The organism is Pseudomonas muyukensis, from assembly GCF_019139535.1.
GTDB lineage: Bacteria > Pseudomonadota > Gammaproteobacteria > Pseudomonadales > Pseudomonadaceae > Aquipseudomonas > Aquipseudomonas muyukensis.
Genome location: NZ_CP077073.1, coordinates 3,226,713 through 3,249,906 on the forward strand (window position 1 = coordinate 3,226,713; position 23,194 = coordinate 3,249,906).

The following is a 23,194-nucleotide window of genomic DNA, read 5'->3' on the forward strand; positions in this document are numbered from 1 at the left end:
GGGGCGGGTTTTACCGCTCAGGCGCTGTGCGCACTCACTTGGCTTTCTGTTGCAAGGCCACGAAGCTGCGGCGCATGTCGCTGGCCCAGCCGTCGAGCACCGGCTTGACGTCGTTCAGGGTCAGCTGGGTGGTTTTGTTTTCCAGCTCCTTACCGCTGCCCTTGCGCACCACCTGGGCCACGACCTTCTGGCTGGCACCGTCGAGGAAGGCCGCCTCCACGGCGATGTCGACCTGCTGGTCGCGGCCACCGGCGGCGGTGTTGACCGCGGCGGCGACCAGTGCGATAGGGATCACTTCATAGGGCTTGAGGCCTTCGGTGCTGGTGGACACGGCAGTGATCGCCGGGCGCACCACGATGGTGTTCGGCCCGGGAGTCTTGACCAGGGTCAGCACGCTGCCCAGCTCCCGGCGCATCGCATCGTTGAAGTAGCGGGTGATTTCTTGCAGGGTCTGCGCCGAGATCACCTCGGTGGGTTGGGGCTTGGGATAGAACTGGCTCGGTTCGATGAACACCTTGGTGTACTGGCTGGCCTTGATGTCCGGGTCGATCCAGCGCATCACCGGCGCGCCGGAGACGCTTTCGGCGGGTTTCAGGCGGCTGTAGTCCTTGAGAAATCCGGAGTAGTCCTTGGGGTCGACGCGGTTGCTGGAACAGGCAACCAGCGCCAGCAGGGCAGCGCACAGCAGGGTGGTGCGAGACAGTTGCATCATGATCGAAGGTTCCATGAGGGAAGTGGCCAGAACAACGCTAGCAGGTGGTTGGCGGTTGGCCAGCAGTTGCAGCATCCCTTTGAAGGTCTTTGCGACTTTTCGCAGATGGCCGTTTCAACTCAAGATTGCCGGGGCTGCTTTGCAGCCCTATCGCGACACGAGGCCGCTCCTACAGGTGATCGCACGTTACTGGAGCAGCGACCCCGGCTCCTCAAACGCTTACCCCAACGCTTCACGCAATCGGTACCACAACATCCCCATGGCCAACAGCGGCGAGCGCAATGCCTTGCCGCCGGGGAAGGTCAGGTGCGGCACGCTGCTGAACACATCCAGCCCGTAACTGGCCTGGGTGGCGATGGCCTCGGCCAGCAGTTTTGCCGTCCAGTGGGTGACGTTGAGCCCATGCCCGGAGTAACCCTGGGCATAGAACACGTTGCGCTGCTGGCGCAGCCGCCCGACCTGGGGGAAGCGGTTGGCGGTGATGCCGATCATGCCACCCCACTGGTACTCCAGGCGCACCTCGGCCAGTTGCGGGAACACCTTGAGCACCTTGGGTCGCATGTAGGCGCCGATGTCGCTGGGGTCGCGCCCGGAGTAGTGGCAGGCACCGCCGAACAGCAGGCGATTGTCGGCGGTCAGGCGGTAGTAATCCAGGCCGACTTTCTGGTCGCACAGCGCCATGTTCTGCGGGATCAGGCTGCGCGCCAGGCGCTCGGGCAGTGGCTCGGTGGCCACCACGTAGCTGCCGGCGGGCAGCACCTTGCCGCTCAGGCGCGGCTCCAGTTCGTCGAGGTGGGCGTTGCAACCGAGCACCAGGTGCTCGGCGCGGACCTTGCCGCGGGCGGTGTGCAGGGTCACGCTGGCGCCGTGCTCGATGCGCAGGACCGGGCTCTGCTCGAAGATGCGTGCGCCTTGTCCGCTGGCAGCGCGGGCCTCGCCCTGCACCAGGTCGAGCGGGTGCAGGTGCCCCGAGCCCATGTCCACCAGGCCGCCGGCGTACAGGTCGCTGGCGACGATTTCATCCAGGCGCGCCTTGTCCACCAGGCGGGTTTCATGGCGATAGCCCAGCTCGGCCAGGTCACGCTGTTCGGCGGCGAAGGCGGCGAACTGCGCCGGGGTGTTGGCCAGCTCGCAGAAGCCCCAGCGCAGGTCGCACGGGATGGCGTACTGCTCGATGCGTCGGGCCACCAGCGCCACCGAGTCGATGCCGGCCTGCTGCAGGTAGCGCACGCCCTCCTGGCCGACGTGGCGGGCAAAGCCCGAGACGTCATGGCCGATGCCGCGGATCAGCTGGCCGCCGTTGCGCCCACTGGCGCCCCAGCCGATGCGCCGGGCCTCCAGCAGGATCACCGACAGGCCGCGCTCGGCCAGTTCCAGGGCCGTGTTGACCCCGGTCAGGCCGCCGCCGACCACGCAGACATCGGCCTGCAGGTCTTGCTCCAGCGCGGGGTAGACCGTGCCCTGGCGCGCGCTGGCGGCGTAGTAGGAGGCGGTGTGTTCATTGATGTGTGGCATGGGCGGGCTCGGCTCAGCGGTTGGACTTGATCTTGCTCCAGGAGCGGGTCATCTGCCGCAGGATCCCGGGGCTGGGCATGGTCGAGACATACAACTTGTCCAGCACCTGCTGGGGCGGGTAGATCTCGGGGTTGTCGACCAGGCTGGGGTCCATGTCGGCCTTGGCATCCGGGTTGGCGTTGGCGTAGCCGACCGTGGCGCTGACCTTGGCGATGACCTTCGGCTCGAGCAGGTAGTTGATGAACGCCAGGGCCTGGTCGGGGTTCTTGGCATCCTTGGGGATGGCCAGCAGGTCGAACCACAGGTTGCTGCCTTCCTTGGGAATGCTGTAGGCCACTTTCACCCCGTTGCCGGCTTCCTCGGCGCGATGGGCGGCCTGGAACACGTCGCCGGAGTAGCCGAAGGCCACGCAGACATCGCCGTTGGCCAGGTCCGAGACGTACTTGGAGGAGTGGAAGTAGGTGATGTACGGGCGCAGTGCCAGCAGCCGCGCCTCGGCCTTCTTGTAGTCTTCGGCCTTCTCGCTGCGTGGGTCCATGCCCAGGTAGTTGAGCATGGCCGGGAACAGCTCGTCGGGGGAGTCCATGAACGCCACGCCGCACTGCTTGAGCTTCTGCAAGTTCCCGGGCTCGAACAGCACCGCCCAGGAGTCGACCTTGTCGATGCCGAGCACGGCCTTGACCTTGTCGACGTTGTAGCCGATGCCGTTGGTACCCCACAGGTAGGGCACGGCGTACTGGTTGCCGGGGTCGTTCTGCTCCAGCTGCTTGAGCAGCTTCGGGTCCAGGTGCTGCCAGTTCGGCAGCTTGCTGCGGTCCAGGGGCAGGAACGCGCCGGCCTGGGCCTGGCGGGCGAGGAAATGGTTGGAGGGCACCACCACGTCGTAACCGGTGCGACCGGCCAGCAGCTTGCCCTCCAGGGTCTCGTTGGAGTCGAACACGTCGTAGACCACCTTGATGCCGCTGCTGGCCTGGAAGTCGGCGAGGGTGGTGTCGCCGATGTAGTCGGTCCAGTTGTACACGCTCACCGTCGGCTGGGCCTGGACGGTGGCGGCGAACAGCAGGGCGAAGGTTGCGGGAAGCAGGGCTTGCGGATGACGCATGTCGACACCTCGTTGGTCTTGTTCTGGGTCGTGGTCTGCACGATGTTCGGTGTTGTGGCGTTCGTTGTAGGAGCGGCCTCAGCCGCGATGCAGGCAACACGGTGCCGGGCACCCGCTTCGCCGGTGATCGCGGCTCAAGCCGCTCCTACAGAGGTCGTTCGAACCAATCAGGGATCAGACGCTGAGCAGCAGGAACTCCCGCTCCCACGAGCTGATCACCCGCTTGAAGTTCTCGTGCTCGGCGCGCTTGACCGCGACGTAGCCCTGGACGAACTGCTGCCCCAGGTATTCGCGCACCTTCTCGCAATCCTCCATGTGCTGCAGCGCGTCCTCAATGGTGATCGGCAGGCGCAGGTTGCGCCGTTCATAGGCACGGCCCTGCACCGGCGCGCTCGGCTCGATCTTCTCGACCATGCCGATGTAGCCGCACAGCAGGCTTGCGGCGATGGCCAGGTAGGGGTTGGCGTCGGCGCCTGGCAGGCGGTTCTCCACGCGCATCGCCTCGGGGCTGGAGGTCGGCACGCGCAGCCCGGCGGTGCGGTTCTCCTCGCCCCACTCGACGTTCACCGGCGCCGAGGTGTCGGGCAGGAAGCGGCGGAACGAGTTGACGTTCGGCGCGAACATCGGCAGCAGCTTGGGGATGTACTTTTGCAGGCCACCGATGTGGTGCAGGAACAACTCGCTCATGCTGCCGTCGGCGTTGGCGAAGATCGGCTTGCCGCTGGCGATGTCGATCACGCTCTGGTGCAGGTGCATGGCGCTGCCGGGCTCGTCGGTGATCGGCTTGGCCATGAAGGTGGCCGTCACGTTGTGCTTGAGCGCCGCCTCGCGCAGGGTGCGCTTGAACACGGTGATCTGGTCGGCCAGGTCCAGCGCATCGCCGTGGCGGAAGTTGATCTCCATCTGCGCCGGGCCGTCTTCGTGGATCAGCGTGTCCAGGTCCAGGCCTTGCAGCTCGCACCAGTCGTAGACGTCTTCGAACAGCGGGTCGAATTCGTTGGCCGCGTCGATGGAGAACGACTGGCGACCGCTTTCGGCGCGGCCCGAACGGCCCATTGGCACTTGCAGCGGCAGGTCCGGGTCTTCGCAGCGCTGGGTCAGGTAGAACTCCATCTCCGGCGCGACGATCGGCTGCCACCCCTGGTCGGCATACAGCTTGAGCACTTTTTTCAGCACGTTGCGCGGCGACAGCTCGATCGGCTTGCCCTGCTTGTCGAAGGTGTCGTGGATGACGATGGCGGTCGGTTCGATGGCCCAGGGGATCTGGTACACCGCCGTGGGGTCGGGGCGGCAGACCATGTCGATGTCGGCGGCGTCGAGCAGGCTGTAGTAGATGTCGTCGTCGACGTAGTCGCCGGTGACGGTCTGCAGCAGCACGCTTTCAGGCAGGCGCATGCCGCGCTCGTGGAGGAACTTGGCGGTCGGGGCGATCTTGCCGCGGGCGATGCCGGTCAGGTCGCTGATCACGCATTCGACTTCGGTGATCCGGTGTTCTTTCAGCCAGGTGGACAGCTGATCGAAGGGGGCGTTCATACAGACCTCTTGGTTGGGTTGTTGTGGTGGGACGCAAGGCGCGCTGTGCCGTGGGGCACTTCCCACAGGTGACGCTGAGGGCTATCTTGGGCGCAGCCCTGCGGGGCGATCTATCCACTTTCTTCGCCGTTGAATGCACCAAAAGAGTGCAATAGGACCGTGCGTGAATACGCCAACCGCCTTGCAGGTCCAGGATTTACGGACCACCGACGTGACCGAACAGATCCGCGCCACCCCGGGTTGGCAGCAGCAGTACCGGCAGATGTCCCCGGGGCATTTCAACGGGCAGTTGCGCTGGCTCGCGCTGGAGGGCGTGGAGGTCTACGAAGAGCGCCTGAACACCCGGGTCGAGCAGTTTTTCCGGGCGCCGAGCGGTGCCTTGGCGTTCTGCTTCGACCGCAGCGAGAACAGCCTGTACCTGCTCAACGAAGACAGCCGCAATATCTGGATCACCCCGGAGAACTACCAGGAGGTGGCGGTGGTGTTCGAGCAGCCGTTCCTGGCCAGCCATGGCCTGGACCTGGAGCGCTTGCGCGGGCTGTTCATGGTGCCGTTGAGCTGCCAGCAGAACGCCCTGTTCGGCAACTGGCTGAGCGCCACGCTGACGCGCCTGGGCCAGGCTGAGCGCCCGCTGGAGGGGCGGCTGCTGGCCGAGCAACTGCTGGAGGATTGCCTGTTCATCCTCGACAACGCCGGCCAGCGCCTGCAAGGCCAGGCCCTGGGGCGGCGCGACGAGGAGCGGGCGATCATGCGCCGGGTCAGCGAATGGGCCGCCGATTGCCCGGAGGAAACCCTCAACCTGCTGGAACTGGCCCAGGTTGCCGGGGTCTCGCTGCGCCAGTTGCAGCAGGCGTTCAAGGCCTTCACCGGCTTGCCGCCAGCGCACTGGCTGCGTTTGCGCAGGCTCAATGGCGCGCGGCGCGACCTGCTGCGCGAGGACGGCGTGACCGTGGCCGAGGTGGCCATGCGCTGGTCGTTCTGGCACCTGGGGCGGTTTTCCGAGAGTTATCGGCAGCTGTTTCGCGAGTTGCCGAGCGAGACCCTGCGACGGGCGCGCGGGTTGTGACGCGCGGGGCAAATGGCTGGCAGCCTGCATGGGCAACCACCGCGCTGGCGCCAACAGCTTGCTGCAACTCGGCGGATCGCCCCCGCCGTGGACCGCAGGCGGGGGCGAGGACGCTCAGGTGCGCAGGCCAAGCGCCTTGAGCTGCGCCTTGCGGTTCGCCTCGTAGGCCTCGCGCGCCATCGGCCGCGCGTGGGGATCACCCAGGTCCTCCATCGCCAAGCGGTGGGTTTCCGGCGCCAGGTAGGCGGCGAGGGCGCACACGCAGGTGATCACGAACGCCAGTCCCCCGACCACCAGTGGGATGTTATCCGACCCAGGTGGCGCCACGGTGGCGAACAGCGCCGGCAGCATGGCGGTGATCATGGTGCCGATGTTCTGGGCGATGGCCATGGCCGAGACCCGGTGGCGGGTGTGGAACAGCTCCGGATAGAAACTGGGGAACACCGCGTTGTACCCCTGGTAGACCATGCCCCACATGACGATCGAGGCGGCGAACGCCAGCGGCACGTGCTGGATGCTGATCGCGTACAGGTAGACGAATGCCAGCAGCCCTGAACCCAGGCAGCCGGCGATCATGGTCGGGCGCCGGCCAATCCGGTCGGAGAGATTGCCGACGAAGGGTATCACCAGCACCGCGACGATATTGCCCACCACCGGGATCCACAGGTACAGGCTCTTGTCGAAGCCGATGCCGTAGGCCGGCTGTACCGCGTAGGCGGCGCCGAAGATGGTGGCAACCACCGGGATCACGTTCATCAGGGCCATGAACATCACCAGCAGCATGTGCCGCCAGCTGTGACGCAAGGCCTCGCTGATCGGTGACTTGACCACCTTGGCCTGTTGCTCTTGCTGGACGAACGCCGGGGTTTCGTGCACCTCCTTGCGGATGATGAAACCGGCGATCAGCACCACCGCGCTCATCAGGAAGGGAATACGCCAGCCCCATTCGTTGAAGGCTTCGCTGGGCATGAAATAGGCCAACGGCAGGAACACCGCCGCGGCCATCACCTGGCCGGCCTGCACGCCTTGCAGGGTATAACTGGCGTAATAGCCGCGGCGCCCGAACGGCGCATGCTCCATGATCATCGAGCTGGCCCCGGAAATCTCGCCGGCCACGGCGAAGCCCTGGATCAGCCGCAGCACCACCAGCAGCGCCGGGGCCAGCAGGCCGATGTCGTGGTAGGTGGGCAACAGCCCGACGGCCATGGTCGACAGGCCCATCAGGAACATGCACAGCAGCAGCACGTTCTTGCGCCCGCGGGTATCGCCCCAGTGGCCGAGCACGAAGGCGCCGACCGGGCGCGCCAGGTAGCCGACGCCGTATGTGGCCAGCGAGGCGATGATGGCCATCTTCGGGTCGCTGGAGGGGAAGAAGATCTGCGGGAAGATCAGTGCCGCCGCCTGGGCATAAATGAAGAAGTCGTAGTACTCCAGGGCAGAACCGATCCAGCCGCTGGCAGTGGCTTTGCGCGCTTGGGAGCTTGAATGGGCCATGTTGTCTCCGTTGTTCTTGTCAGGGGCCGGTGGGTCAGTGCTGGGGGCACGAACGACGGCTATGGGGAGAAGACGAACGAGGCATTGCGGAGCGCAGGGCGAGCAAGGTGTGCATAGGTCGGTACCCGTTTTCTTGAACTTATTATGTGGTGACGTTGGGCGTTGCAGCGCAGGGCCTGCCGAATGACCGGAGCTGACCTGCGACTGCTGCTCATGGTTGTGCACGAGGACCGCTGAAGCAATTCGCCAGACGGGGTTTTGTTCGATAATCGAACGAAAACTAACTGTTCCGTACAAAGTTCGTTGCGAGGGCGACTTTACCTGCGAATAATCGATCGTGCCAGGCGCGAGGTGGCAGGTCCGGGTCTTTTTCCTGGGCGCGCAGGCTAGCCCGGTGACAACACCAACGCGCCACTGGCCATCCCCAACAACAAGGAACTCCCCCATGCAGCGTTCGATTGCAACCGTGTCCTTGAGTGGCACCCTGCCTGAAAAGCTCGAGGCCATCGCCGCCGCGGGCTTCGATGGTGTCGAGATATTCGAGAACGATCTGCTGTATTACGCCGGCAGCCCCCGCGAGATCCGCCAGCGCTGCGCCGACCTGGGTATCGCCATCACCCTGTTCCAGCCGTTTCGCGACTTCGAAGGCTGCCCGCGCGAGCGACTGCGCAAGCACCTGGACCGCGCCGAGCGCAAGTTCGACCTGATGCACGAGCTGGGCACCGACCTGGTGCTGGTGTGCAGCAATGTGCAGGCCGATGCCCTGGGCGATGAGCAACTGCTGGTCGACGACTTGCGCCTGCTGGCCGAGCATGCCGGCGCGCGCGGCCTGCGCATCGGCTACGAAGCCCTGGCCTGGGGCCGTCATGTCAACACCTACCAGCAGGCCTGGAACCTCGTGCGCCAGGCTGACCAGCCGGCGCTGGGGGTGATCCTCGACAGCTTCCACACCTTGTCGCTCAAGGGCGACCCAGGGGCCATCGGCGACATCCCCGGCGAGAAGATCTTCTTCGTGCAGATGGCCGACGCGCCGATTCTGGCCATGGATGTGCTGGAGTGGAGCCGGCATTTCCGCTGTTTCCCAGGGCAGGGCGAGTTGGACTTGGCGGGCTTTCTGGCACCGATCCTGGCCCGTGGCTACCAGGGCCCCTTGTCGCTGGAAATCTTCAACGATGGCTTTCGCGCAGCACCCCCCCGGCAGACGGCGGCCGACGGCCTGCGCTCCTTGTTGTACCTGGAAGAAAAGACCCGCCTGCACCTGCAGCGCGAAGCGCGCAGCCTGGCGCCGGACGTGCTGTTCGCGCCGCCTGCGGCCAGCCGCTACGAAGGCGTGGAATTCCTTGAGTTCGCTGTCGACGAAGCGGTTGGCGCGCGTCTGCAGGGTTGGCTCAAGCGCCTGGGGTTCGCCACGGCCGGCCACCACCGCAGCAAGGCCGTGAGCCTGTTGCGCCAGGGCGATATCAATATCGTGCTCAATGCCGAGCCTTATTCGTTCGCCCACAACTTCTTCGAGGCCCATGGGCCGTCGCTGTGCGCCACTGCGCTGCGGGTCAGCGATGCTCAGGCGGCGCTGCAACGCGCCACAGCCTATCGGGGCCAGCCGTTCCGTGGCCTGGTGGGCCCCAACGAGCGCGAGATCCCAGCGGTGCGCGCGCCGGATGGCAGCCTGTTGTACCTGGTGCAAGGGGAGGGCGCGGGGCAGGGTATCTACCACAGCGACTTCCACCTGGACGGCGCCGCCCAGGCCAGCGGCGGTCTGCTGCGGATCGACCATATGGCCCTGGCGTTGCCGGCCGAGGCATTGGACAGCTGGGTGCTGTTCTACAAGAGCCTGTTCGACTTCACCGCCGACGATGAAGTGGTACTGCCCGACCCTTACGGCCTGGTCAAGAGCCGGGCGTTGCGCAGCCCCTGCGCCAGCCTGCGCGTGCCGCTGAACATTTCCGAGAACCGCAACACCGCCATTGCCCACGCCTTGTCCAGCTACCGAGGCTCGGGCGTGCACCATGTTGCCTTCGCCTGCGACGACATCTTCGGCGAGGTGGCGCGGGCCAAGGATGCTGGCGTGCCATTGCTGGAGATCCCGCTGAACTACTACGACGACCTGGCGGCGCGCTTCGAGTTCGATGACGAGTTTCTCAGCGAGCTGGCGTACTACAACGTGCTGTACGACCGCGATGCCCAGGGCGGCGAGCTGTTCCATGTGTACACCGAGGCGTTCGAGGGGCGCTTCTTCTTCGAGATCCTGCAGCGCAAGGGCGGCTATGGCGGCTATGGCGCGGCCAACGTGGCGGTGCGTTTGGCGGCAATGGCCAAAGCACGCAAGGGCATCGCCTAGGCGCTGTTCGCCTGCAAGGCTGGCGCCTGCGCCGCAGGGGCCGGCCAACACCGCGCTTCCCTGCATCGCCGCGCTCACGGATAATCGCCCGGATTCCCAAAACGAGCCTGTGAGTCGGTATGAGTGATTCGGTAGCCAAGCCTGAAGTCGAAGGGCTGCGCAAATCGCGCAAGAACAACCCGGAAAAGACCCGCGAGAACATTCTCCAGGCCGCCATCACCGAGTTCGTCCAGCAGGGCCTGGCCGGCGCCCGGGTCGATGCCATCGCCGAGCGCACCGCCACCTCCAAGCGCATGATCTACTACTACTTCGGCAGCAAGGAGCAGCTCTACGTCGAGTGCCTGGTCAAGCTCTACGGCGATATTCGCAAGACCGAGCACAGCCTTGATCTGGAGTCGCTGCCGGCCGAGCAGGCGATCCTGCGGCTGGTGGAATTCACCTTCGACCACCATGACCGCAACGTCGATTTCGTGCGCATCGTCTGCACCGAGAACATTCACTACGGCGAATACGTCAAGCAGTCGCCGGCCATTCGCCAGATGAGCAGCCTGGTGCTGCAGGCCTTGGGCCGAACCCTGGCGCGCGGGGTGCAGGAGGGGGTGTTCCGGCCTGGCATCGAGGTCATCGACCTGCACATGCTGATGAGTTCGTTCTGCTTCTACCGGGTGTCCAATCGCCACACCTTTGGCGATATCTTCCAGATCGACCTGGCCGACGAGCAGGTCAAGGACCGCCACAAGCAGATGATCTGTGAGGCGGTGATGCGTTACATCAAGGCCTGATCAGTGGGTCATTGCAGGTGCAGCGCATGACGTGAGGTTGGCACGGTCACTGTGGGAGCGGCTTTAGCCGCGAACACCGGCGCAGCCGGTGCCAGCCATTACGCGGCGTTATCCCAAGCAGGCAAAGTGCGCCTGCATGCGCCCGGCATCGGCTGCCCGGCCGCTGAACAGCTCGAACGCCTTGACTGCCTGGAACACCGCCATGCTGCCGCCATCGAGGGTGCGGCAGCCCAGCGCCCGGGCGTGGCGCAGCAGCTCGGTCTGCAACGGGAAGTAGATGATTTCCGCCACCCACAACCCGGCATGCAGCAGTGCCGGCGGCAGTGGCGTGCCTGGCAACTTGGCCATGCCGACCGGCGTGGTGTTGACCAGGCCGTCGGCCTCGGCCAGGGCGCCCGCCAGGTCGCTGCCAAGCATGGCCCGGCCGCTGCCGAAGCGTTGGCAAAGGTTATCGACCAAGCCTTGGCCGCGGGCCAGGTCCACCTCGAACACCAGCAGCCGCTCGACCCCTTCGCCCAGCAGCGCATGGGCCACCGCCGCGCCAGCACCGCCCGCGCCCAGTTGCACCACCTGGCGCCTGGCGACATCCGGCAAGCCCCGGCGAAAGCCCTCGGCAAACCCCAGGCAGTCGGTGTTGTGCCCGATCCGCTTGCCATCGCGCAGCACCACGGTATTTACCGCGCCGATGCCGCGGGCCTCGTCCGACAGCTCATCGAGCAGCGCCAGGATCGCCTGCTTGAACGGGAAGGTGATGTTCAGCCCGGTAAAACCGGTGCGTTGCGCCGCCTCGAGCAGCTGCGCCAGGGCGCTGTCGGGTAGCCCCAGCTGGTCGACGTCGATCAGCCGGTACAGGTAGCGCAGGGCCTGGGCGTCGCCCTCGTGCTCGTGCAGCGCTGGCGTGCGCGAGGCCTGGATACCACGGCCGATCAGGCCGGCGAGGATGCCTTGGCTGCTCATGCCGCTTGCTCCTTCAGGGCCTGGCGCAAGTAGCTCAGGGCCATGACGTAGCCCTGGCTGCCGAGGCCGCAGATCACCCCGACGGCGATCCCCGAGACGAACGACAGATGGCGGAACGGCTCGCGCTTGTGCACGTTGGACAGGTGCACTTCGATCACCGGCAGCTCGGCGGCGACCAGGGCGTCGCGGATGGCCACCGAGGTGTGGGTCCAGGCGGCGGGGTTGATGACGATGCCGTGACAGTGGCCACGGGCAGCGTGGATCCAGTCGAGCAGCTCGCCTTCGTGGTTGGTCTGGCGAAACTCCAGCTCAAGGCCCAGGTCGCGGGCGCTGGCGGCGCACAGGCTGGCCAGGTCGGCGAGGCTTTGCTGGCCATATTGGGTGGGTTCGCGGCAGCCCAGCAGGTTCAGGTTGGGGCCGTTGAGCACGAGGATTCGGGGGGTCATGGCGGGGCATCGCTTTGTTGTTTTTGGATGCCTTGAATATTTGTACTATCTGGTTAGTTTTGTAAATGGCTGCTGCCATGAATCGGGCGGTAATCGCACATCGTAGGCGCCGGCCTTGCTGGCGAACGGCTAGCACTCGCTGTCAGGCCCTTTCGCCAGCAAGGCTGGCGCCTACACCTGGGCGTGGTGTTGATTACAGAATTGTAATGTTCATGCCACCGCCCCGATAACCTGCGCTGCCTAAAGTCCCACGCCAAAGCATTCCGCCGCTTGCCGACGAGGACTTCCGCCGTGCCCATTCCCCGCAAGATCGCCTGGCTCTGCCTGCTCCTGGCTGGCCCCGCCAGCGCCCAGAGCCTGAGCCTGGACCAGGCGCTCAGCGCCGCGTTCGCGCAAAACCCCGAACTGGCCGCTGTCGGTCGTGAAATCGGCATTGCCGAGGGCGAGCGCCGCCAAGCCGGGTTATTGCCCAACCCCGAGCTGGCCTGGGAGGTCGAGGACACTCGACGCAACACCAGCACCACCACCGTGACCCTCAGCCAGGCCCTGGAACTGGGCGGCAAGCGCGGCGCGCGCATCGAGGTCGCCGAGGCCGGCCAGGCCGTGGCCCGGCTTGAACTGCAGCGCCAGCGCAACGGCCTGCGCGCCGACGTGATCCAGGCCTTCCATGCCGCCCTGCGCGCGCAGACTGCGCTGGAGCTGGCGCAGCAGTCCCAGGCCTTGACCGAGCGCGGGTTGCGGGTAGTGGAAGGGCGGGTGCGGGCTGGCCAGTCTTCGCCGGTGGAAGCGACCCGTGCCCAGGTTCAGTTGGCCCAGGCCCAGGCAGCGGTACGCCGCGCCCAGGCCGAACGCAGCGTCGCCCGGCAAGCCCTGGCACGGCTGACCGGCAGCGCCGAGGTTGGCTTCGACCGCCTCGACAGTGCCAGCCTTTCGCCTGGCCCGGCGCCACGTGCCGAACGGCTGCTGGCCAAGGTCGAGCAAACCGTCGACTGGCGCCTGGCTGCCGCGCAGGTCGAGCGCGGCGAGGCCGGCCTGGGCTCGGAAAAGGCCCAGCGGATCCCCAACCTGACCGTCAGCCTGGGCAGTCAGTACAGCCGCGAGGACCGCGAGCGGGTCAACGTGGTGGGGTTGTCGATGCCACTGCCGTTGTTCGACCGCAACCAGGGCAACGTGCTGGCGGCTGCGCGGCGCAGCGACCAGGCCCGCGACCTGCGCAACGCCGTCGAGCTGCGCCTGCGCAGCGACACCCGCAGCGCCCTCGAGCAGTGGGCCACGGCCATGGGCGAGGTGCAGGCCTACGACCGCACCATCCTGCCGTCGGCGCAGCAGGCGGTGGATACCGCCACCCGTGGCTTCGAGATGGGCAAGTTCGCCTTCCTCGATGTGCTCGATGCGCAGCGCACGCTGATCGAGGCGCGGGGGCTGTACCTGGACGCACTGGCTTCGGCCACCGATGCGCGGGCGCAGGTGGAGCGGATTTATGGCGATCTGGCCCTAGACCGGTGATGCATTCGTTCGCCGGCAAGCCGGCTCCTACAGAACCCGTAGGAGCCGGCTTGCCGGCGAAAGGGCCGCACAGTGGCCCCGGCGATTCGACTGACGACCCTTCCCAGCAGGAACGACAATGACCAACCCACGCAAACTCGCCATCCTCGCCGCCGCCATTGCCGCCCTCGGCCTGGGTGGCCTGGCCTGGACCGGCAATCTCGGCCAGGCCTCCAGCGGCCAGGCCCAGCAAGACGACCACGGCCATGCCGAAGAACAGGACGATGGCCACGGCGCCGCTGCAGAGGAGGGCGAAAACCACGCCGAGGAAGAGGGCAAGCTGCACCTCAGCGCCGAGCAGATCCAGGCCGCCGGCGTGCAGCTGAGCACCGCCGGCCCGCAGACACTGGGCACCGCCATCAGCTTCCCCGGCGAGATCCGTTTCGACGAAGACCGCACCGCCCATGTGGTGCCCCGGGTGCCAGGCGTGGTCGAGTCGGTGCAGGCCGAACTCGGCCAGGCAGTCAAGCGCGGCCAGGTGCTGGCGGTGATCGCCAGCCAGCAGATCTCCGAACTGCGCAGCGAGCAGCAGGCCGCCCAGCGCCGCCTTGAGCTGGCCCGGCTGACCTTCAGCCGCGAGCAGCAACTGTGGCAGGAGCGCATCAGCGCCGAGCAGGACTACCTGCAAGCCCGCCAGGCCTTGCAGGAGGCCGAGATCGCCGCCGCCAACGCCAGGCAAAAGGTGGCCGCCGTGGCCCCGGCCGGCCAGGGCAACCGCTTCGAGTTGCGCGCGCCCTTCGACGCGGTGGTGGTGGAAAAGCACCTGACCGTGGGCGAGGTGGTGGACGAGACCAGCAACGCCTTCACCCTGTCCGACCTGAGCCGGGTCTGGGCCACCTTCGCCGTGGCCCCGCGTGACCTGGACAAGGTGGTCAGCGGCCGCGGCGTCACCGTCAGCGCCCCGGACCTCGGCGCCCAGGTGCAGGGCAAGGTCAACTATGTCGGCAGCCTGCTCGGCGAGCAGAACCGCGCCGCCACCGTGCGCGCCACCCTGAACAACCCCAACGGCGCCTGGCGCCCGGGCCTGTTCGTCAATATCGCGGTCACCGTCGAGCGTTTCGATGCCGCCGTGGTGGTGCCGCAAAGCGCCTTGCAGACATGGGAGGCGCAGACCGTGGTGTTCGCCCGCACCGCCGAGGGCTTCGAGGCCCGTGCGGTCACCCCCGGGCGCCGCGATGGCGACCAGGTGGAGATCCGCGAGGGGCTCGAAGCCGGCACGGTGGTTGCCGCCGCCGGCAGCTTCGTTCTCAAGTCCGAGCTGGGCAAAGGCTCGGCCGAACACAGTCACTGATCGGGGACACCTTTCATGTTCGAACGCCTTATCCAGTTCGCCATCGAGCAGCGCCTGGTGGTGATGCTCGCCGTGGTGCTGATGGCCGCCGTGGGCATCCACAGCTACCAGAAACTGCCCATCGACGCGGTGCCCGACATCACCAACGTGCAAGTGCAGATCAACACCGCCGCGCCCGGCTATTCGCCGCTGGAGACCGAGCAGCGCATCACCTACGCCATCGAGACCGCCATGGCCGGCTTGCCCGGCCTCAAGCAGACCCGTTCGCTGTCGCGTTCGGGGTTGTCGCAGGTGACGGTGATCTTCGATGACGCCACCGATATCTTCTTCGCCCGCCAGTTGGTCAACGAACGCCTGCAGGTGGCCCGCGAACAGTTGCCCGAGGGCATCGAGGCGGCCATGGGGCCGATTTCCACGGGCCTGGGCGAGATCTTCCTGTGGACGGTCGAGGCCAGGGACGGCGCGCTCAAGGACGATGGCACGGCCTATACCGCCACCGACCTGCGGGTGATCCAGGACTGGATCATCAAGCCGCAACTGCGCAACGTGCCGGGGGTGGCCGAGGTCAATAGCATCGGCGGCCACGCCAAGCAGTACCTGATCGCCCCGGACCCCAAGCGCCTGGCGGCCTACAAGCTGACCCTCAACGACCTGATCGCGGCGCTCGAGCGCAACAACGCCAACGTCGGCGCCGGCTACATCGAGCGCAACGGCGAGCAGTTGCTGATCCGCGCCCCAGGCCAGGTAGCCTCGGCCGAGGACATCGCCAACATCGTCATCTCCAGCGTCGACGGCGCGCCGATTCGCGTCAGCCACGTGGCCCAGGTCGGCCTGGGCCAGGAGCTGCGCTCCGGCGCCGCCACCGAGAACGGCCGCGAGGTGGTGCTGGGCACGGTGTTCATGCTGATCGGCGAGAACAGCCGCACGGTGTCCCAGGCGGTAGCGGCCAAGCTCGAGGAGATCAACCGCAGCCTGCCCAAGGGCGTGGTGGCGATCACGGTGTACGACCGCACCAACCTGGTCGAGAAGGCCATCGCCACGGTGAAGAAGAACCTCATCGAAGGCGCGATCCTGGTCATCGCCGTCTTGTTCCTGTTCCTGGGTAACATCCGCGCGGCGCTGATCACCGCCATGGTCATTCCGCTGTCGATGCTGTTCACCTTCACCGGCATGTTCAGCAACAAGGTCAGCGCCAACCTGATGAGCCTGGGGGCGCTGGATTTCGGCATCATCGTCGACGGCGCGGTGGTGATCGTCGAGAACGCCATTCGCCGCCTGGCCCATGCCCAGCAGCGCCACGGGCGCATGCTGACCCGCGCCGAGCGCTTCCACGAGGTGTTCGCCGCCGCCCGCGAGGCCCGTCGGCCGTTGATCTACGGGCAGTTGATCATCATGGTGGTGTACCTGCCGATCTTTGCCCTGACCGGGGTCGAGGGCAAGATGTTCCACCCCATGGCGTTCACCGTGGTGATGGCGCTGCTGGGGGCGATGATCCTCTCGGTGACCTTCGTTCCGGCGGCGATTGCCCTGTTCGTCACCGGCAAGGTCAAGGAAGAGGAAGGCGTGGTCATGCGCACCGCCCGCCGCCGTTACGCGCCGGTGCTGGACTGGGTGCTGGGCCGGCGCAACCTGGCGTTCGCCGCCGCTGCCGCGGTGGTGCTGCTGTCGGGCGTGCTGGCCAGCCGCATGGGCAGCGAGTTCATCCCCAGCCTCAGCGAGGGCGATTTCGCCTTGCAGGCCCTGCGCGTGCCGGGCACCAGCCTGTCGCAGTCGGTGGACATGCAGCAGCGCCTGGAACAGGCCATCATCGCCCAGGTGCCGGAAGTCGAGCGGGTGTTCGCCCGTACCGGCACCGCCGAGATCGCCTCCGACCCGATGCCGCCGAACATCTCCGACGCCTATGTGATGCTCAAGCCGCGCGAGCAGTGGCAAGACCCTGGCAAGCCGCGCGAGGCGCTGATCGCCGAGGTGCAAAAGGCCGCCGCCAGCGTGCCGGGCAGCAACTACGAGCTGTCGCAGCCGATCCAGCTGCGTTTCAACGAGTTGATCTCCGGGGTGCGCAGCGATGTTGCGGTGAAGGTGTTCGGTGATGACATGGCGGTGCTCAACCGCACCGCCGCGCAGATCGCCGCCAGCCTGCAGCAGGTGCCGGGGGCTTCGGAGGTGAAAGTCGAGCAGACCACTGGCCTACCGGTGCTGACCATCGATATCGACCGGGACAAGGCCGCGCGCCACGGCCTGAACGTGGGCGATGTGCAGGACGCCATCGCCATCGCCGTGGGCGGGCGCAGCGCCGGCACGCTGTACGAGGGCGACCGTCGCTTCGACATGGTGGTGCGCCTGTCCGAAGCGCTGCGCACCGATGTCGATGGGCTGTCCAGCCTGCTGATCCCGGTGCCCGCCAATGCCGCGAGCGGCGCGACGCAGATCGGTTTCATCCGGTTGGCGCAGGTGGCCACGCTGAAGCTCGAGCTGGGCCCGAACCAGGTCAGCCGCGAGGATGGCAAGCGCGTGGTGGTGGTCAGCGCCAACGTGCGCGGGCGTGACCTGGGGTCGTTCGTCGAGCAGGCGTCGCAGACCTTGATCGACCAGGTGCAGATCCCACCCGGCTACTGGACCCGCTGGGGTGGCCAGTTCGAGCAGTTGCAGTCGGCTGCCGAGCGCCTGCGGGTGGTGGTACCGGTGTCGCTGCTGCTGGTGATGGCCTTGTTGCTGATGATGTTCAACAACCTCAAGGACGGGTTGCTGGTGTTCACCGGCATTCCCTTCGCCCTCACCGGTGGCGTGCTGGCGTTGTGGCTGCGCGACATCCCGTTGTCGATCTCGGCGGGCGTGGGCTTTATCGCGCTGTCGGGGGTGGCGGTGCTCAATGGCCTGGTGATGATCGCCTTCATTCGCAGCCTGCGCGAAGAGGGGCGCGGCCTGCGCACCGCGGTCGAGGAGGGCGCACTGACCCGCTTGCGCCCGGTGCTGATGACTGCGCTGGTGGCCTCCCTGGGTTTCATCCCGATGGCCCTGGCCACCGGTACCGGCGCCGAGGTACAACGGCCGCTGGCGACGGTGGTGATCGGCGGCATCCTGTCGTCGACGGCGCTGACCTTGCTGGTGTTGCCAGCGTTGTACCAATGGGCGCATCGGCGTGACGAGGCCGAGCCTGCCTGACCCTGCCTGTAGGCGCCAGCCTTGCTGGCGCCTACAGGCAGGGTGCCCTTGAATCAGCGTCGGCGCCGCAACCCGTGATCCAGGCTCAACCTTCCGGCGCCTTTCAACAGCAGCGGCAGCAACGCCACCAGGTAGATCAACGGCAGCTTGAAGTTGCCATACCCCTGGTCGGTGATCGCATAGCCGCGGCCCAGTTCCGCCAGGCTCGACCATTGGCTCGGCCAGTGCACCGCGGCAATCGCCACCACCGTCACCACCATCAGCACCGCCGACGCCAGTCGGGTCCCCAGCCCCAGCAGCAGGAGCAGCGGGCAGATCAATTCGGCCCACATCGACAGTTGCCAGTTCAACCCGGCCGGCAGCAGGTCGAAAGGGAATGGAAAACTGCCTTGCAGGTCGGCGAACCAGTTGTTGCCGTTGTACTTCTCAAGGCCCGATTCGAAGAACTCCCAGGCCAGGAACAGCCGTAGTGGCAGGTCGGCGCCCCAGTTGCCGGCACGCTCGAGGGCGCTGAAAGGGCGGGTGAGGGTTTGCGTCAGCATGTCGAGGCTCCTTGCATTGAGTCAGTGGGACAACGAGGGGGCGGCGCGGCGCAGGCGCTGGGCTTGCTTGGCGATCAGCTTGAGGGCGATGGCGGCGAACATCAGGGCGAAGGCCAGGGGATACCAGCCGCCCAGGGCAATGCGCTTGTAGAACGACAGGCAGAACACCGCGGCCAGCACCCAGGTGCCGGTGCTGTGCAGGTGCTTCCACAGGCGTGGCCCGAGCAGGCGCATGGGCGCCTTGAGCGAGGTTAGGGTCAGCAGCAGGATGAACAGATAGCCTAGCGATCCGGGGATGTTCGCCACGGCCGTGCGGCCTGCCCAGAACAGCTCGGGGTAACGTTGCGCGTACAGGTAGATCAGTGCCCCATGCACGCTGTGCGAGAAGGCGAAGGCCAGGCCGATGTAGCGCCGCTCACGCAGCAGTTGGCGGCTGGCCGCGCCCGGCAGCAGGGTGACCAGCGCCGAGGCGAGGAAGGCCGCCAGAAACAAGGCGAACGAACTGCGTGCGGTGGCGCGGATGGCACTGCGCAGGCCTTCGACGCCAAGCGGTTGGCTGAGCAGCACTGCGCCCGTCATCAGTAGGGTGAGGGCGGCAAGGGCAGTGAACAGCTTCCAGCCGGAGGGCAGGGCTTTCATGGGTGTTTTCCCCGGAGCAGGCGGCGAGGGCGGGCTGCCTTCGCGCTGTGGTGGCCGGGAGTGTGCGGTGGCGGGGTATCTGCAGTGTGTCGCGCTACAGCGGGTTATGTATCACTGTGTAGGCGCCGGCGAACACCGGCATAGCCGGTGCCATCCACCGCGGCGCCGGGTTCGCCAGCAAGGCTGGCTCCTACGGGTATTGCAAGCCGCAACCTGTGTAGGAGCCGGCTTGCCGGCGAACACCGGCATAGCCGGTGCCATCCACCGCGTTGCCTGGTTCGCCAGCAAGGCTGGCTACGGGTGTTGCAGGTCGCAGGAGCCGGCTTGCCGGCGAACACCGGCATAGCCGGTGCCATCCACCGCGGCGCCTGGTTCGCCAGCAAGGCTGGCTCCTACGGGTGTTGCAGGTCGCAACCGGTGTAGGCGCCGGCTTGCCGGCGAACACCGGCATAGCCGGTGCCATCCACCGCGGCGCCTGGTTCGCCAGCAAGGCTGGCGCCTACGGGTGTTGCAGGCCGTAATCGGCGTAGGAGCCGGCCTTGCCGGCGAACACCGGCGTAGCCGGTGCCATCCACCGCACCGCCTGGTTCGCCAGCAAGACTGGCGCTTACGGGGAGGTTGGTGCGGGAGCGGGCGCTCACTTAGCGCTGGCTGGCCAGGCGTTGCTGGGCGGCGGCGCAGCCATTGATCTCCACCGCCTTTTGCAGGAAACCCTGGCGTTGCTGCGGGTCGAGCTCGCCAAGCAGGCGGTAGATTTCCGCCTGATAATCGCGTTGGCGTCCCCACTGCATCTGCAACCCCTGCGGCCGGGCGCGGCTGCAGGCCAGGCGCGTCGCCGGTTGCGGGTAGTAGGGCGCGTACAAGGTGGCCATGCTGGGCACCGCTGCCAACGCCTCGCGGTAGGCAGGGCTGGCATTGTAAGGCGTACACCAACGGGCAATGGCCAGGGCCGGCGGCGCGAAGCCCTGCTTGAGGCTGGCCTCCAGCAATGGGCAGGCAGCGTCGGCGATCTGCCCGGCAGGCAGGTAGGTGGTGTAATACAGCGCCAGGCGATACTGGGCCACCGGATGGCCAAGGGCGACCGAGCGCTTGAGCAATGCCACGGCCGACGGCAGGGTATGGGCCATGGCCTGGCCCTGGCGGCTCAGCTCGGGGTCGCTGGCCGAGGCGCGCAGCGGGCTGGCACTGTCGTCCTGGCTGTCGGCCTGCTCCAGCAACGGCAGGGCCTGGCGATACAGCAGGTCGGCATGGGGGTCGATGTTCACCTCCAGCGCCTGCGCGGCAAAAGCCGCCAGCATCAGTGGCAAAAGGGTCATGCGACTGGTGCGCATGGCCAACAGCTGGGGGGCGACAGGGGAAGTCATGGCAGGTACGCGTATGCCTCAGGCGGATCAGGAGCGACGACGGCGTATTCTAGCCAGCCAGCGTGCTTCGCCGAAAGCCCGATACGTCGCTATCAGGCCGGCTTGATCGGTGAAACCTTGCGCAGGGCGTGGTTTTCCTGGGCCAGGCCGAGCTTGGCGGTGATCACTTTGGCTAACGCGTTGTTACCCAGGTCGTTGAAATGCAGGCGGTCGACGAACAGGTCCTGGGTAAAGGCCGGCGAACTGCCGAGCATGCAGTTCATGTCGTAGCAGGGGATCGGCTCGGCCTGGCTCTTGATGCGACGGAAGAAGGCCATGTGCAGTTGGCTGTCGAAAGCGCCACCGATCAGGCGGTCGAAGTTCGACGGTTGGCGCTCGAGCGCGGCCAGCATGGCCTGCTCGCCGCCCGGCAGGGTCTCCCGGCACCAGGGCAGCAGTGGCTGGAGGATGAAGGTGAGGGTGGTATGGCCGTCGGCCAGCAAACGGTCCCATTGCCGCAGGGTGCGGCCGATGCTGTCGGCGGCGCGGATCAGGCGTTTGTCCGGGCTCGACAGCGCTTCGATGTCTGGCCATGGCGGCACGCGGCGTGGCGCCAAGGCCTGGCCCAGGCGTTGCCAGAGCGATTCGCGGCGCGCGGGGGCCGTTGCCTGCACGCCTTCGTTGAAGCGGTTGAGGAAGTCCTGGTAGGCCTGGGCCCTTTGCGGGTCCTGGCTGCCGGCCAGCACTTCGCCGAGGGTCTCCTGGGCCAGGGTGTTCAGGCCGCTGAGCAGCACCACATGGCCGATCTGGCCAAAGCGGTGCTGGTGGGTGAGAAACATCAGCAGTTCCTGGGTCGCGTTGAGCCCACAGCCGGCCAGGCTCAGCCAGACCTCGCCGGTCAGCTGCGACAGGTACGAGGCCACCGTGTGCTCATCGGAACTGGCGCCGATGCCCATGGCCGTGGAACCGCCCACCAGCACATTGACCCGCGCCGCGCCACCGCGTTCGGCCACCGAAAAGCGCTTGCCAGCGCAGTGGCTGTAGCGCAGCCCCAGGGCATCGGTGTTGATGGTGCCGGAGCGGTAGCCGCGCTCATGCACGTAGAGCATCTGCGGCGCCCGCCGACTGCCCCGTTGCACAAAGCGCTGGTAGTCCTGGGACAGTGGGCTGCCTGGCGGGGTGTCGTCGATTGGGGTCACGGGCGCTCCTTGGGCGCAGCTCGGCTCAGGCCGCCAGCGCCTTGAGGTTGTAGGCCAGGCCGACGCCGGCGATCAGCAGCAGCGCCACGCCGGAGGCCAGGCTGATGACACGGTTGCTGCGCGGCGAGGCGAGCTTGCCGATGGCGAAGATGTACAGGCTGAGCACGGCGAAGTCGATGGCGATCCACAGCAGCGACAGCACCAGCATGCTTTTGCCGAACGATTCGGTGATCTGGATGAACTGCGGGAAAAAGGAAATGAAGAAGATGATGTCCTTGGGGTTGGAAATACCCACCATGAAGCCCTGCAGCAAGCCGCCACGCCCCGGCTGTTGCACCGGCGTATCCGCTGCGGCGCGGTCGGCCGTGGGCTGCATGGCTTCGCGCAGGGTGCCCAGGGCGATGTAGCCGATGAACAGGCAACCCAGCAGGCTCATGCCATTGAGCCAGGTCTTGTCGATGGCCGCGCTGGTCATGATGATCCAGGCCGCGGCGCCGATCAGCACCAGTGACGCCCAGTTGGTGCCCACGGCGGTGAACAGCGCCTTGCGCGAGCCCGAGGCGGCGGCGGTATTGACGATCAGCGCCACCACCGGGCCAGGGGTGGCGATCAGCAGCAGGACGGTGAGGGCGTAGGTGGCGGTCAGTGCGGTATTCACGTTCAGTTCTCGATCAGGGGGGCAGCAGTTGCGGTATGGAACGGGCAGCGCGCCGGGTTCAGCGAACCGGGCTCCTGCAGTTGGTATTGGCGCCACTCGAAATTGTCGTCCTGGCCGAAGAAGCCAAGGGAGTCTGGCATTACGCCGTCGTTGTAGTGGTGCACCCGGTCGCGAATCCGCGCGCGGATGCGCTGGCCGCTTTCGGTACCGGCGCTGGCCACTTCGTCGAAGCTTTCCCGGGGGTTGATGACGAAGGCGATGTGCTGGCCCAGGTTGCGGCTTTTCATCAGCTGGTGGCCGGGGAAGCTCATGTTGACGAACAGCGGCATGCCGGCGAAGCAGAACGCCCAGCGCGGGTCGTGGGGGTCTTGCGGCACCTCGGCTGGCCAGGGTTGCGGGTCGCGGGCGTGAACCTGGTGCAATACCTCCCAGGCCAGGCCCTGCTGGGCGGCGAGCGTGCTGGCCGGGTCGGTTTGCAGAAACACCAGCAGCGGGTGACCGATGCGCTGCTTGAGCGGGAGCGGTTCGACGGTGCGGATGTAGTCGGCCAGGCCCCGGGCGATATCGTCGGCCAAACGCTCGGCACGGGCGAAAATCACATGGCAGGTGCGCGCGGTGACCGCCTTGCGCCCGAACAGGCAAGGGAAGTCGGGGTTGGCCAGGGTCTGCTTGAAGTGTTCTATGGTCTTGTGCGTCCAGTGGTGCCGGTTGTGCACATGTTCATCGGCCAGCTCTAGCGCATCCAGGCGGTAGCAGTTTCCATAACCCGTAAACATGATTTCCCCAGGTCTATCGATGTGACCGCGTCAAGGTGATTTTTCCGTCATATCCATGCGGGTTGGCTATATAAAATTGTTATTTAGCGGCATT

General features: G+C 66.5%; 19 protein-coding genes. 6 read left to right on the top strand and 13 right to left on the bottom strand.

What is annotated here, in order from left to right; genetic code table 11:
* Window positions 1–34: 34 nt before the first annotated feature.
* The 4 genes from KSS95_RS14445 to KSS95_RS14460 all read right to left on the bottom strand — a co-directional run bounded on the left by KSS95_RS14445 (window position 35) and on the right by KSS95_RS14460 (window position 4,862).
* Window positions 35–712, bottom strand: coding sequence for a DUF3313 domain-containing protein (locus KSS95_RS14445; RefSeq protein WP_437179548.1), 678 nt, complete (start codon window positions 710–712; stop codon window positions 35–37).
* A 219-nt stretch (window positions 713–931) separates the two neighbouring features.
* Window positions 932–2,227, bottom strand: coding sequence for an NAD(P)/FAD-dependent oxidoreductase (locus KSS95_RS14450; RefSeq protein WP_217847757.1), 1,296 nt, complete (start codon window positions 2,225–2,227; stop codon window positions 932–934).
* A gap of 13 nt (window positions 2,228–2,240) precedes the next feature.
* The gene (locus KSS95_RS14455) at window positions 2,241–3,329 is read right to left on the bottom strand and encodes a polyamine ABC transporter substrate-binding protein (RefSeq protein WP_217847758.1); all 1,089 of its coding nucleotides are present in this window, start codon (window positions 3,327–3,329) and stop codon (window positions 2,241–2,243) included.
* Window positions 3,330–3,503: 174 nt separating this feature from the next.
* The gene (locus KSS95_RS14460) at window positions 3,504–4,862 is read right to left on the bottom strand and encodes a glutamine synthetase family protein (RefSeq protein ID WP_217847759.1); all 1,359 of its coding nucleotides are present in this window, start codon (window positions 4,860–4,862) and stop codon (window positions 3,504–3,506) included.
* Between the two features lie 163 nt (window positions 4,863–5,025).
* On the opposite strand from KSS95_RS14460, the gene KSS95_RS14465 reads away from it, so the two are divergent.
* Entirely contained in the window at window positions 5,026–5,928 is a 903-nt protein-coding gene (locus KSS95_RS14465; RefSeq protein ID WP_217847760.1) for a helix-turn-helix domain-containing protein, read from the top strand.
* A gap of 114 nt (window positions 5,929–6,042) precedes the next feature.
* Here KSS95_RS14465 and KSS95_RS14470 read toward each other — a convergent pair whose 3' ends face one another.
* Window positions 6,043–7,422 (bottom strand): MFS transporter, encoded by a 1,380-nt coding sequence (locus tag KSS95_RS14470; RefSeq protein WP_217847761.1) that lies wholly within the window; start codon window positions 7,420–7,422, stop codon window positions 6,043–6,045.
* A gap of 445 nt (window positions 7,423–7,867) precedes the next feature.
* On the opposite strand from KSS95_RS14470, the gene quiC reads away from it, so the two are divergent.
* On the top strand, window positions 7,868–9,760 hold the full coding sequence (quiC, locus tag KSS95_RS14475) for a 3-dehydroshikimate dehydratase QuiC (protein WP_217847762.1): 1,893 nt from the start codon (window positions 7,868–7,870) through the stop codon (window positions 9,758–9,760).
* A gap of 119 nt (window positions 9,761–9,879) precedes the next feature.
* Window positions 9,880–10,542 (top strand): TetR/AcrR family transcriptional regulator, encoded by a 663-nt coding sequence (locus KSS95_RS14480; protein WP_217847763.1) that lies wholly within the window; start codon window positions 9,880–9,882, stop codon window positions 10,540–10,542.
* Between the two features lie 108 nt (window positions 10,543–10,650).
* On the opposite strand, the gene KSS95_RS14485 is transcribed toward KSS95_RS14480, so the two are convergent.
* Window positions 10,651–11,499 (bottom strand): shikimate dehydrogenase, encoded by an 849-nt coding sequence (locus KSS95_RS14485; protein WP_217847764.1) that lies wholly within the window; start codon window positions 11,497–11,499, stop codon window positions 10,651–10,653.
* Window positions 11,496–11,945, bottom strand: a complete 450-nt coding sequence (aroQ, locus tag KSS95_RS14490; protein WP_217847765.1) for a type II 3-dehydroquinate dehydratase — start codon at window positions 11,943–11,945, stop codon at window positions 11,496–11,498. The genes KSS95_RS14485 and aroQ overlap by 4 nt, the downstream gene beginning before the upstream one ends.
* Window positions 11,946–12,236: 291 nt before the next feature.
* Here aroQ and KSS95_RS14495 point away from each other — a divergent pair, with 291 nt between their 5' ends.
* From KSS95_RS14495 to KSS95_RS14505, 3 genes are all read left to right on the top strand, one after another.
* Complete coding sequence (locus KSS95_RS14495; RefSeq protein WP_217847766.1) at window positions 12,237–13,451, top strand: TolC family protein; 1,215 nt, start codon at window positions 12,237–12,239, stop codon at window positions 13,449–13,451.
* 118 nt (window positions 13,452–13,569) lie between these two features.
* Window positions 13,570–14,781: an efflux RND transporter periplasmic adaptor subunit gene (locus KSS95_RS14500; protein ID WP_217847767.1), complete on the top strand. Its 1,212-nt coding sequence runs from the start codon at window positions 13,570–13,572 to the stop codon at window positions 14,779–14,781.
* Between the two features lie 15 nt (window positions 14,782–14,796).
* Entirely contained in the window at window positions 14,797–17,943 is a 3,147-nt protein-coding gene (locus KSS95_RS14505; protein WP_217847768.1) for a CusA/CzcA family heavy metal efflux RND transporter, read from the top strand.
* 53 nt (window positions 17,944–17,996) lie between these two features.
* Here KSS95_RS14505 and KSS95_RS14510 read toward each other — a convergent pair whose 3' ends face one another.
* The 6 genes from KSS95_RS14510 to KSS95_RS14535 form a co-directional block, all read right to left on the bottom strand.
* On the bottom strand, window positions 17,997–18,485 hold the full coding sequence (locus tag KSS95_RS14510; protein WP_217847769.1) for an HvfX family Cu-binding RiPP maturation protein: 489 nt from the start codon (window positions 18,483–18,485) through the stop codon (window positions 17,997–17,999).
* A gap of 21 nt (window positions 18,486–18,506) precedes the next feature.
* Window positions 18,507–19,124, bottom strand: coding sequence for a ferric reductase-like transmembrane domain-containing protein (locus tag KSS95_RS14515; RefSeq protein ID WP_217847770.1), 618 nt, complete (start codon window positions 19,122–19,124; stop codon window positions 18,507–18,509).
* A 641-nt stretch (window positions 19,125–19,765) separates the two neighbouring features.
* Window positions 19,766–20,455 (bottom strand): sel1 repeat family protein, encoded by a 690-nt coding sequence (locus tag KSS95_RS14520; protein ID WP_217853991.1) that lies wholly within the window; start codon window positions 20,453–20,455, stop codon window positions 19,766–19,768.
* A 125-nt stretch (window positions 20,456–20,580) separates the two neighbouring features.
* Window positions 20,581–21,630, bottom strand: a complete 1,050-nt coding sequence (locus KSS95_RS14525) for a hypothetical protein (RefSeq protein WP_437179614.1) — start codon at window positions 21,628–21,630, stop codon at window positions 20,581–20,583.
* A gap of 61 nt (window positions 21,631–21,691) precedes the next feature.
* Entirely contained in the window at window positions 21,692–22,324 is a 633-nt protein-coding gene (locus KSS95_RS14530; RefSeq protein ID WP_217847772.1) for a LysE family translocator, read from the bottom strand.
* Between the two features lie 2 nt (window positions 22,325–22,326).
* A complete protein-coding gene (locus tag KSS95_RS14535; RefSeq protein WP_217847773.1) occupies window positions 22,327–23,100 on the bottom strand; it encodes a YqcI/YcgG family protein in 774 nt (257 codons plus the stop codon).
* Between the last annotated feature and the right edge of the window lie 94 nt (window positions 23,101–23,194).

Bases quoted from the DNA above. Each gene is read 5' to 3' on its own strand.
- KSS95_RS14500 (WP_217847767.1), top strand. From the start codon at position 13,570: ATGACCAACCCACGCAAACTCGCCATCCTCGCCGCCGCCATTGCCGCC.
- KSS95_RS14445 (WP_437179548.1), bottom strand. From the start codon at position 712: ATGATGCAACTGTCTCGCACCACCCTGCTGTGCGCTGCCCTGCTGGCG.
- KSS95_RS14450 (WP_217847757.1), bottom strand. From the start codon at position 2,227: ATGCCACACATCAATGAACACACCGCCTCCTACTACGCCGCCAGCGCG.
- KSS95_RS14510 (WP_217847769.1), bottom strand. From the start codon at position 18,485: ATGCTGACGCAAACCCTCACCCGCCCTTTCAGCGCCCTCGAGCGTGCC.
- aroQ (WP_217847765.1), bottom strand. From the start codon at position 11,945: ATGACCCCCCGAATCCTCGTGCTCAACGGCCCCAACCTGAACCTGCTG.
- KSS95_RS14515 (WP_217847770.1), bottom strand. From the start codon at position 19,124: ATGAAAGCCCTGCCCTCCGGCTGGAAGCTGTTCACTGCCCTTGCCGCC.
- quiC (WP_217847762.1), top strand. From the start codon at position 7,868: ATGCAGCGTTCGATTGCAACCGTGTCCTTGAGTGGCACCCTGCCTGAA.
- KSS95_RS14535 (WP_217847773.1), bottom strand. From the start codon at position 23,100: ATGTTTACGGGTTATGGAAACTGCTACCGCCTGGATGCGCTAGAGCTG.
- KSS95_RS14520 (WP_217853991.1), bottom strand. From the start codon at position 20,455: ATGCGCACCAGTCGCATGACCCTTTTGCCACTGATGCTGGCGGCTTTT.
- KSS95_RS14505 (WP_217847768.1), top strand. From the start codon at position 14,797: ATGTTCGAACGCCTTATCCAGTTCGCCATCGAGCAGCGCCTGGTGGTG.
- KSS95_RS14455 (WP_217847758.1), bottom strand. From the start codon at position 3,329: ATGCGTCATCCGCAAGCCCTGCTTCCCGCAACCTTCGCCCTGCTGTTC.
- KSS95_RS14470 (WP_217847761.1), bottom strand. From the start codon at position 7,422: ATGGCCCATTCAAGCTCCCAAGCGCGCAAAGCCACTGCCAGCGGCTGG.
- KSS95_RS14485 (WP_217847764.1), bottom strand. From the start codon at position 11,499: ATGAGCAGCCAAGGCATCCTCGCCGGCCTGATCGGCCGTGGTATCCAG.
- KSS95_RS14480 (WP_217847763.1), top strand. From the start codon at position 9,880: ATGAGTGATTCGGTAGCCAAGCCTGAAGTCGAAGGGCTGCGCAAATCG.
- KSS95_RS14460 (WP_217847759.1), bottom strand. From the start codon at position 4,862: ATGAACGCCCCCTTCGATCAGCTGTCCACCTGGCTGAAAGAACACCGG.